This window comes from Okeania sp. SIO2F4 (genome assembly GCF_010672385.1).
Classification (GTDB): Bacteria; Cyanobacteriota; Cyanobacteriia; order Cyanobacteriales; family Microcoleaceae; genus Trichodesmium.
The window spans coordinates 1-11,736 of record NZ_JAAHGT010000221.1; the positions used below are offsets into that span (position 1 = coordinate 1).

An 11,736-nucleotide genomic window follows, 5' to 3' on the forward strand; every position below is an offset into this window, starting at 1 on the left:
CTTTCACAATTCCCAAACCCTTTTTGCTAATTGGTATGGTGTACAACTTGATAATTTAACTATTGGCCTCTTACTATTGAATATGTTGAGATTCACTATTCCTTAGCCCTATGCAGTTTGCTTGGCTGTAATAACCGATTAGTTTTGTAGCTTTAGGTCCATATACCGAGAGTCCAGGATTGGACATTAAAAACCTGAACATTAGAGTCACTATCTATCCTAGAGAGTAGGAATTTAACCTCAATGATTAGTATTACTAAGGTTATCGCGATCGCGGGACTAAGCTAAAATGGCCGAGGAATGTTATCTTAGGTACAGGCGATTTATTAAGTATCACCTATGAAAAACCTTGACAATCCTAGAAAATTCTGTGTTTGTCTGTTATAGGTTGCAGATCGAGTCTAAACTAACTACGTTAGCTGGCCATGACCGAATTATGCCAACTCCAACATATCTAAGTAACCTTAGATTAAGGAGATCCTTGAATAGCAAAAATCAGACAGTGGGTTTGTAACTGATAGTGTCTGGAGCATTAACAAACTAAGACCAACATCATCAAGGAATACATAAATAAAGAATAGACACCACAATGTCTAACACTAACTACATTCTTCTCATTGATAGGATTTTTGGTTAATGAAAAATTACGCTTGCATTGCCATTGGTATAAATCAATACGAGTTTCTTGAACCTCTCAGTTATGCTCAACAGGATGCAGAAGCACTGCATAATTTTGTACTGAACGAAGGAAATTTTTCAGCAGAACAATGTTTATTATTAAGCGACAATAGTTCAATACCAATATGGGAACAGCCAACCTATCCTAGTAGAGAAAATATACTAGATATTATTGAAGGCTTTTGTCAAAACCAATTGCAAGCAGAGAACTGTCTCTGGTATTTTTTCAGTGGTTATGGTGTTACCTATCAAAATCAAGACTACCTGATGCCTATTGATGGTAATCCGACAGACCCTGAAGCTACAGGAATATCAATAAGAAAGCTACTAGAAAATTTGAGTAAGTCTCCTGTAGAACAGGTTTTGGTTATGCTAGATATCAAGCATAGCCATTTGACAGAAATGGACAATCAAGTCGGTTTTCAAGCACTAGAGCTAGCTAAAGAGTTAGAAATACCCCTGTTACTATCATGTCATCCTAACCAAGTTTCCTCTGAAACTTCAGCACTGCGCCTAGGATTTTTTACAGCAGCTCTTTTAGAAGGATTCCATTCTAGAAAATGTACAACACCAAAAAATCTTGATAATTTCTTAAGTAATCGCTTACCAGAATTATGTACTGAACATCTGCGACCAAAGCAAAATCCCCTGATGATGGTAAATCCTACTGATAAAATGAATCAAATAATTTTACCTCAAAAAATCCAGGTTGATTCTAATTCTGCTCCAGAAAAGGTGGGTGTAATTGTTCAATCCTTAATAAATTCGAGAACAACAAAACAAGTTTCAAATTCTGTAAAAACTTCTATAACAACAAAAACTACTCAAACAGAGATGGTAAATGGGAATACGAATAAAAATAATAATAAAGTTCCATCTCAAAAAAATAGTAAAAACCATATAAAAAAAGTAGAAATGTCTGAAAATATTGCTCAAAATCTCCAGCCTGATAAATCCTTTTTACAAAAGTTAATTGTAGGAAGTAGTCTCACTTCTTTAGTGCTACTATTGGGTGTATTTTTAACAAATAAGTCTATATTTTTCAGTAAACAGGTAGTGGGTGAAGGTAATTTACTTACTATGAAAACTGAGGAAAATAACTCATCAGAAGCAACTTTACCACCATCACCTGTAGTATCTGCTTCAGAAGGTCAATCTACGGCAAACACTTCTAGTACAAAAGAGGCTCGGGAAAAACAAGAAGAAAATCAACTCTCACCCAATCAATTAATATTATCTGAAGCTGTCAACGCACTTAATTCAGTTTCAGCCTCTAGTTTTAGTCAGGCAATTATCACAGCTTCTCAAATTCCTCAAAGCGATCCACTCTACCCAGAGACACAAAATCAAATAGAACGCTGGAGTTTGACTATTCTTGATATAGCCAGTGGACGAGCATTAAAAGGAGATTATGATGGTGCAATTAATGCAGCTAAATTAGTACCTAAAAATGTCAGACCAATTTATCAAGAAGCACAGTTGGCCATCGGCGAATGGGAACCACAACTAGCTAAACAAAAAAAAGCTAATGAAGGGTTGAATGAAGCATTACTCAAATCTGCGAAGGAACAGATTAAACCTGGACAAGCATCTTCTTATTTTAAAGCAATTAATGAAGCTCGTAAAATTCGCTCTGGTGAGTCTAAATATGAAGAAGCTCAAAAACTAATTGCTCAGTGGAGTAATACAATTTTTAGTATTGCTCAAGTACGAGCCAAGAATAAAAACTTGAGTGAGGCTATTTTAGCTGGTGAGTTAGTTCCTTATGGAACACCAGCTTATGATTCGGCTCAAAAAGCACTGGCAGATTGGAAAAGCCAAATACAAACAAAGAAAAAAAATTGAACAAATAAAATAATAGGTTATGACTCAATGCTCTATTTTTGGAAAATAGAAGCATAATTTTTTGGTATTCTTAATTAGCTAATTGATTAACTGATAAATTCACTATAATGAATACAACTAATTACTTTGTGTATGCCAAACCAAAATCGATCAAATTTGAGCGAATAACACTAAGTTTGGGATAGCTCATCAAAAATTAGTGAATTACAAATTACAGTGGATTTGATCAAGAGTGAGGTATAGCTGTCCCAGGCAAGATGCGGGCGCTACAAAAATTTTATCATTAGTATTTGTATTTCACATACTTGGAATCTGCTGTAAATATTCATTCATTATCTAGACATTATAGAATAATTATTACAACTTTAAAGTATGGAAAAATTACAAATTTGGATATTTTAGTATTCAGATATATAGCTGATTAATCCAAGAATCCCAGAATTTCTGTCAACCAGGAACCTCATCTACTATGACTTATGGCCAGCTTAAATCCGAAAAATTTGATAAAGCTCTAGAAGCATTAATCCATCAAGCTTGTTTAAGTATTGACGGAGATTATGCAGAGGTATGGATACCAAACAGTAGTGGTAGTAGGATAGAATGTAGTCCAATTTGGTATGGACGGCCTGAGATGCAAAAATTACTAACGAAGTTTCATAGCTACAGTCAGGAAATAACATTGCCTCCAAGTATTGATATGCCTGGTCGTATTTGGGTTTCTCAACAGCCAGAGTGGAAAAAAGATATTAGTAGTTTACCAGAAACAGTTTATCTGCGGAGTAGAAAAGCTACGGAAGTAGGTCTGAAAACAGCTTTAGGATTTCCAATTATAGCTAATAATACTGTTGTTGCAGTTATTATTTTTCATATCAGAGAAATACGCGAATACGATCAAAAGATAGTAGAGTTAATATCTACTTTTAGCAACTTAGGAACATTAATTTCAAATATATCTACTCCAACTAGACTGCTAGATAATCAAGATTACTTTCGGTTAATGGTTGAAAGTAATTGTGATGCAGTAACAATTATAGATATTGGTGGGAATATTTTATATAATAATCCGGTCGTAGAAGAAGTATTAGGTTATCAACCACAAGAATTAATTGGAAAAAATTTGCTTAATTTTGTTCATCCAGATGATTTTGTATTGGTTATAGATAAATTAACGGAAATTATTCATAATCCAAAATTAACAGTAAAAATAGAAGCAAGATTGTATCATAATGATGGTTCTTGGCATTTTTATGAAATGAGGATTAAAGATTTTCTCCGAACATCAGAAGTTGAACAAATAATAGTTTATAGTCGCGATCTTTCAGAATCAAAGCAGGAAAAATTATTACTGGGGCAGGATTTTTTTTTTGCAGAAGAAATAATCAAAAATAGTAGGTATGGAATCGTAAAATTTGATGTTGACTATAATTGTATAGATTGGAATCCTAGGATTGAACAGATATCGGGAATTAGTAGAAAAGATGCTATAGAAAAATCAATATTTGAAATATTGCCCTTCACTATCAATGACAAAAAATTAAAAGAAAATAATTCTTGTAAATCCCAAATAATTAATAGTAATAAAGCTTTTAGTGAAACCATAAACCGCACTCCAGTAAAGACTGAAAAAGAAGTATTATTGGAATGTCATTATTCTCCTGTCAATGATGAAAATAATCAATTTATTGGTGGATTAATTACTATTTGTGAAATTACTGAAAACCAGGAGATAGACGAAAATAAACAAGAAAAAGAGATGTTGAAAGACCTGCTACTGGAACATACACCTGTAGCAGCAGTTATTTTTGACCGAGATATGCGTTACTTATGGGCATCTAAACGTTGGTTAACTAATAAAAATTTAACAGAAAAAGATATTATTGGGCGTACTCACTATGAAATTTTTCCAAATATAGACGATCGCTGGCAGGAAATTTATACAGCTTGTCTAGCAGGAGAAGTGCAAAAAGGAGAAGAAGAGCAGTTTCTTGAAGCATATGATTCCCTGGAGTGGATACGATGGGAAATTCACCCTTGGCAAAATAGTAAAGGTGAAATAGGTGGCATAATTATGTTCACCGAAGTAATCACAAATTATAAATTAGCACAAAAAGAACTTGTGGATATCAATGCAAATCTAGAACAAGTGCTTGATGCTGCCACAGAAGTTGCGATTATTGCTACAGATATTAATGGTCAGATTACCACTTTTAACTCTGGTGCTGAAAAACTATTGGGTTATTCTAGAGAAGAAGTAGTAGGTAAACAAAACCTCACATTTTTTCATCAAAAATCCCAGTTAATAGAACACAGTAAAAAACTAACTCAGAAATTCAATAACCCAATTAAGGATTTTGATATTTTAGTAGAATCAGCAAAACAAGGAATTTCTGAACCTCAAGAATGGCATTACGTTAAAAAAAATGGTTCTGATATTTTAGTAAACTTAGCGATCGCGAGTGAACGGGATAGTGAAGGGAAAATTATTGGATTTATTGGTATTGCTACTGATATTACGCAACAAAAACAGGCAGAAACAGAACTAAAAGAAACAGAAGCAGTAATTAGAGAACTCTACACAGTAGCTTCAGAAACTAACTTAGACCTGGATGCTATTTTACAAAGAATTTTGAGTATAGGCCGAATACGATATAGAACAGAAATAGGCATTTTAGCAAAAATAACAGAAGAACGTTATGAAGTAGTTGCCTCCCAATTACCCTTGGGATTTCCTTTTCCCATCAAAGCAGGAGATATAACTAATGTAAAACAGACTTATTGTAGCGAAACTATTCAAAAAAATGAACCAATTAGTTTTGAAACTGCCAGAAATTCAGAATGGCAGAATCATCCCGCTTATGCTCAGACATTTTTTAAGTTAGAAACTTATATAGGGTTTCGTATTATTGTAGAAGGAAAAATTTATGGTACTCTCAGCTTTGCCAGTCCATATCCCAAAGAAGAACCCTTCAAAGAAAGCGATCGGCACCTCTTAAAATTAATGGCCCAATGGGTAGGAAATCAAATAGAACGTCATTCCTCAAAAGCTGCCTTAGAAAACCAAATCAAACAAATTCTACTTCACAAACAGTTAACCACAGAAATCCGTTCTACCCTAGAGAGTGAGAAAATTTTTCAAACAGCAGTCAAACTAATTGGTCAGACGTTTAAAGTAAATCGCTGTCTAATATATTACTATATTGCTGAACCATCACAACAGATTCCTTTAGTAGCAGAATATCTTGAGCTTGGCTATGAACCAACGCAAGGTTTATCATTGGCATTGAAAGAAAACGATAATCTGGAAAAAGTATTAGCCCAAGATCGAGCCATGAGCAGCAAAAATACCTATTTAGAGCCATTATTAATGAAAGATACTGAGGTTTGTTGCTTATTAGGAGTCAAGTCAATATTAGCAGTTCGTACCTCCTACAAAGGAAAACCTAATGGAGTAATTGTTTTACATCAATGCGATCGCTACCGTCATTGGGAAGATGAAGAAATCGATCTATTAGAGTCAGTGGCAGCACAAGTAGGAATTGCCCTAGCACAAGCAGATAACTTAGAGCAGGAAAAACAAAGACAGATGCAACTACAAACTGAAAATGTAGAATTAGAAAAAGCTAAACAAGAAGCTGAATCTGCTAATCGAGCCAAAAGTGAATTTTTAGCAATGATGAGTCACGAAATTAGGACTCCTATGAATGCAATAATTGGCATGACTGGGCTATTACTAGATACAGAATTAGACTCTCAACAACAAGATTTCGTAGATACTATCCGTAATAGTAGTGATTCATTACTGACAATTATTAATGACATTCTTGATTTTTCTAAAATTGAATCTGGAAAACTAGAATTAGAAGATCAACCATTTAATCTCCGAAATTGTGTAGAATCAGCCTTAGATTTAGTAGCCTCCCAAGCAGGTGCTAAAGGTTTAGAATTAGTGTACATTATAAATCAAGATACTCCTGAAGCGATAGTAGGAGATGTGACAAGACTACGGCAAATACTTGCTAACTTACTTTCTAATGCAGTTAAATTTACGCCTAGAGGAGAAGTCATTGTTTCAGTGAATGGGAAAAAATGGTTATCAGCTCATAAGGAATTATCTCAGCTCAAAAATAGTGATAATAACCAAACCAACACAAATTCTGTGAGTAAGAAAATTAACACACCCTTTGACAACCTATATGAGATAGAATTTGCTGTCAAAGATACAGGTATAGGGATTCCTGAAAAGCGATTAGAAAGATTATTTAAGCCTTTTAGTCAAATTGATGCTTCTATGACTCGACAATATGGCGGTACAGGATTAGGTTTAGCCATTAGCAAACGTTTAAGTGAAGCTATGGGTGGCAATATGTGGGTGGAAACGGAAGTAGGTAAAGGTTCCACATTTCATTTTACTATGACGGCAATGGCAACTGAAACCACTACAGAATCTGACCTGAAACAACTACAACCTGAACTCACTGGGAAAAAACTACTTGTTGTAGATGATAATGCAACTAATCGTAAAATTCTTACCCTCCAGGTAAAATCTTGGGGAATGAAAGTGGAAGCAGTGGAGTCAGGAGCAGCAGCTTTAAAGTTAATTCGCTCTGGGAAAAAATTTGATATTGCGATACTAGATTTGCAAATGCCAGAAATGGACGGTTTAACCCTAGCAGAGCAAATTCAATCTATACCAGATTATCAAGGATTACCTTTGGTTATGCTCAGTTCAGTAGGTAAACTGACATCAGAAGAAATTGCAGGTAGAGCTTCATTTGCAGCTTTTGTAAGTAAGCCAATTAAACAGTCTAATTTATATGAGATGTTAGTTTCTGTACTTGGAAAACAAGCAATATCATTTAAACCGAAAACTTCAGAAGCAAAATTAATATTGAGTAATGAAGCAGAATTTAGGTTGTTACCATTACGCATCCTGGTAGCGGAGGATGTAGTTGTGAATCAGAAAGTAGCTCTACTCGTCTTAGAGAGACTGGGTTATCGTGCTGATGTGGCAAATAATGGATTAGAAGCTCTAGAAGCATTACGTCGTCAAAACTACGATATAGTTTTTATGGATGTACAAATGCCAGAAATGGATGGTTTAGAGGCAACAAGACGAATTTGCCAAATTTTCCCTGAAGCTAAACGACCTTGGATCATAGCTATGACTGCTCATGCAATGCGTGGCGATCGCGAAGAATGCTTAGAAGCAGGAATGAATGACTATATAAGTAAACCAGTTCGAGTAGAAGCATTAATTAAGGCATTAAAAAATTATATCACTAGGAATCAGAACTCAGGAGTCAGGAGTCAGGAGTTAGGAGTTAGGAGTCAGGAGCTAGAAGTTAGGAGTCAGGAGCTAGAAGCTGGAATTGATGATTTACCAATAACTAGTCAGAACTCAGAACTCAGCACTCAGGAGGTAGAAGTTGGAATTGATGAGTTACCAATAAGTAGTCAGAACTCAGAACTCAGAACTCAGGAGCTAGAAGTTAGGACTCAGGAGTTAGGAGTTGGAATTGATGATTTACCAATAAGTAATCAGAACTCAGAACTCAGAACTCAGGAGCTAGAAGTTGGAATTGATGAGTTATCAATAAGTAGTCAGAACTCAGAACTCAGAACTCAGGAGCTAGAAGTTGGAATTGATGAGTTATCAATAAGTAGTCAGAACTCAGAACTCAGAACTCAGAAAGTAGGAGTTGCAGCAGAAACAGAGGTTGATTTCACATCAGATCGAGTTAATCAAGAGTTAATTCCAGAAGCAAATGTGAATCTGCTGGAAAATCAAAATCAACCAGAATCAAATATTAATGTTCCAAATAATTTGGCATCAGAGGAAGAGGAAAAAAGTGAAAGTTCATCTTCAGTAGATTCTTTCAACGAACAGACATCAAATTTGACAATTCCACCTATTGATAAATTAGTGTTTGAATATCTAAAAGAACAAGCAGCAGGAGGAGATGAAATTATTTTAAAAGAAATAATTAACAGTTACTTAGAAGAAGCTCCTCAAAAAAGAGAAGCAATTTTAGCAGCAATAGTAGCTAAAAATCCAGTTGAATTGAGAAATTCTTCCCATGCTCTAAAATCTCTTAGTTTAACTATGGGAGCTAATAATTTAGCCGAACTATGTGGGAAATTAGAAGCAATAGGTCGTATGAGTACAACAGAAAATGCAGAGGAACTAATGAAATTAATTGACCAAGAATATCATACAGTTAAAACAGCGTTGAAATCAAAAATTTGAAATAAATTGAGAAAATGATTAAGCCAGATTTTTGGACTGTACCACCACGAATATTGATAGTTGATGATGAAAAGACTATTCGACTAATATTACGTCGTATATTGGAGAAAGATGGTTATCAAGTTATTGAAGCAAATAATGGAGAGGAATGCTTAGAAATTTGTCAAAAACAATTAGCAAATATGATATTAATGGATGCAATGATGCCAGGAATGGATGGTTTTACCTGTTGTGGTAAATTACATAAGCTATTGGGAGAAAATAGTCCACCAGTATTAATGATTACAGTGCTTGACGACCAAGCATCTGTTGATTTAGCATTCCAAGTAGGAGCAACGGATTATGTGACGAAACCAATTCACTGGGCAGTTTTACGTCAACGGGTGCGACGCTTATTGGAAATTCAATGGGCAATGAGTGAACTGCGACGACAAGTAGAAAAACAGCAGATGTTGACTGAAAAATTGGAAAAAGTCAATCAAGAATTGGAACGTTTAGCTTCTGTAGATAGTTTAACAATGATTGCTAACCGTCGCCAGTTCGATCGGTTTATAGAAACTGAGTGGAAACGTGCTCAGAGAAATGATTTACCATTATCAATTATAATATGCGATGTAGATTTTTTTAAAGCTTATAATGATACTTATGGCCATCCAGCAGGAGACAGTTGCTTAAAGAAAGTTGCTGACATTATTATTCGTAATGTTGGTCGTCCTGCTGATTTAGTAGCTCGTTATGGTGGTGAAGAATTTGTAATTGTTTTATCAGAAACAGATAGAGAAGGAGCAGTTCATATTGCCGAAAAAATTCGTCACAGTATCAAAGATGCTGCTATTCCTCATCAGGGTTCAAAAGTTACTAATTGTGTCACAATTAGTTGTGGAGTTGCTAGTAGAAAATTATGCTTAGGGAAAGAAAAATCTGAATCTCAACCTAGCGATTTGATTAGGAAAGCAGATTTAGCTCTTTATGAGGCTAAATTTCAAGGTCGCGACCGAGTTTGTGTTGATTCGAGAAGTTAAGTATTGAACAGGGAATAGGGAATAGGGAATAGGGAATAGGGAATAGGGAATAGGGGAAGATACAATTATTTTTAATTTAGAGATAATTAAGAATCATTATTATGATCAAGTTAACTATAGTAATTCTTATACTGGTGAAGTACATAGTTATATCATGTCGGGATAATCAGTGATAAAAAAAGTTTTTGTTTGTAGTATTGCTCTAGCCAGAATTATATTTCGGGCTAGAGCAATACTACGAACTCTAATTATAACTATTTAACCGAACATGATATTATAGATTTTTATGAAAAGGGAAGAGAAAAGAAGAAAAGTAAGTGTAGCTAATATCAAATCTGCTGGCTTTTGAATAATATAATTTCTACCATAAACTTGTTGATAAACTATGTTTGTATTAGATACAGCGCTTCGCCAAAAACCAGGTTTGTGTAGGGTTTTATAATACCAAATACTATCAGATTTTATATCATATTCGGTAGAACAGTTATAATTAGGTTCGTAGTTTTTCTCTAGCCCTAGAAATAGATCTTTCGGGCTAAAGTCCTACTACAAACAAAAACTTTCTTATAAGTAATGTCCGCAATTCGTAGCTCCCCCGGAGGAGGCACATGATATTAGATCGCTGAATTAAGAAACAGTAAAATAAATTATATAGCAATTCCCAAAGTTATGAGGTACAGTTGTTTTTCTTCTTTTCTGTTCCCTGTTCCCAGTTAAGTGTTCCCTCAAACCTAAAATTTTGTACCTTACCAGTATGGGAATTGCTATAATTAATAATAGTTTAGGTCAAAATGATGGTAATTTTAGCAGTAAAAAGGCTGCTCAAAAAAATGAGCAATTATCTAATTTCAGAAAATATTATTTTTAGGAAAAATGGTCGAGTGTCATTGGGATTGGTTTGGTTCATATCTTTGATTACTCCGATATATATTATAGTTGGATTTTTCGGCTGGACATTATTACAAAAAGAACGAAGTGTGGTTAAAGAATTAGCAACTCAATTTAATGTTAAAATTGGTCATCATTTTACTCAGGATTTGGATAATTATTTAGAAGCTCCTGATTTAATCTATCAAATTAACCAAGATTTAATTAAGTTGGGGTTACTAAGTTTTAATGATTTAACAGATACAAGAAGTTTGTTTTTGCAGCAAATTAAACAGTTTAATGTTAGTCAGATTAATTTTGGCACTACTAACGGCAAATTTGTGGGAGTTAAGAGAAATAATGAGAATAGTTTTGTCATCAAATTAATAACTAAATCAAATTCAGAAACTATCATCGAATCTGGGATAGACTCAGAAGGTAATATTACAGAAACATCTAAAAGTTACGAAGATAATTATCAAACTGAAAGTTGGTATGAAGATGCAGTTAAAGGAGGTAAACCTGTCTGGAGTCAAATTTATAATGGGGATGATTCAGAAGAATTGTTTGCTATCTCAGCTAGTTATCCAGTTTACAACCAGAATAATAGTCTGATTGGAGTATTAGCAGTTGAGTTGCCTATTTCACAGATTGAGAAATTACTGCAAACAGTAAATATTAGTCAATCTGGTGTGATTTTTATTATAGAAAAATCTGGGTCGATTGTAGCTAGTTCTTTGAATGAAATATCAGAGTCTAAATTTGATATTATAGGCAAGCAATTACCTATTACTAAGAGTCAGGAACAATTTGTTCAAGAAATAATAAATAAATCCCTAGAAAAAACAGGTAGTTTTAATCAATTAGAACAAAACCAAAAATTAGAATTAGAATTTCAAGGCAAACAATATTTTGTAGAGGTAATACCCAGCAAGCAATTACCTATTACCAAAAGTCAGGAAAAATTTGTTCAAGAAATAATAAATCAATCCCTAGAAAAAACAGGTAGTTTTAATCAGTTAGAACAAAACCAAAAATTAGAATTGGAATTTCAAGGCAAACAATATTTTGTAGACA

4 protein-coding genes are annotated in these 11,736 nt (G+C 34.1%); all 4 read left to right on the forward strand.

All coding sequences use genetic code 11. The annotated features are described in order from the left end of the window. Nucleotides 1-636: 636 nt before the first annotated feature. Nucleotides 637-2,523, forward strand: a complete 1,887-nt coding sequence (locus F6K22_RS15745; protein ID WP_293099460.1) for a caspase family protein — start codon at nt 637-639, stop codon at nt 2,521-2,523. Nucleotides 2,524-2,992: 469 nt separating this feature from the next. After that, nucleotides 2,993-8,770, forward strand: a complete 5,778-nt coding sequence (locus tag F6K22_RS15750) for a PAS domain S-box protein (protein WP_293099463.1) — start codon at nt 2,993-2,995, stop codon at nt 8,768-8,770. Nucleotides 8,771-8,784: 14 nt separating this feature from the next. Next, nucleotides 8,785-9,792 (forward strand): GGDEF domain-containing response regulator, encoded by a 1,008-nt coding sequence (locus F6K22_RS15755; RefSeq protein ID WP_293099466.1) that lies wholly within the window; start codon nt 8,785-8,787, stop codon nt 9,790-9,792. 830 nt (nt 9,793-10,622) lie between these two features. Further along, a partial coding sequence (locus F6K22_RS15760; protein WP_293099468.1) for a cache domain-containing protein occupies nt 10,623-11,736 on the forward strand: 1,114 nt, incomplete at its 3' end.

Excerpts from the sequence above, each read along its gene's own strand:
- F6K22_RS15745 (WP_293099460.1), top strand. The coding sequence starts at position 637 with ATGAAAAATTACGCTTGCATTGCCATTGGTATAAATCAATACGAGTTT.
- F6K22_RS15755 (WP_293099466.1), top strand. The coding sequence starts at position 8,785 with ATGATTAAGCCAGATTTTTGGACTGTACCACCACGAATATTGATAGTT.
- F6K22_RS15750 (WP_293099463.1), top strand. The coding sequence starts at position 2,993 with ATGACTTATGGCCAGCTTAAATCCGAAAAATTTGATAAAGCTCTAGAA.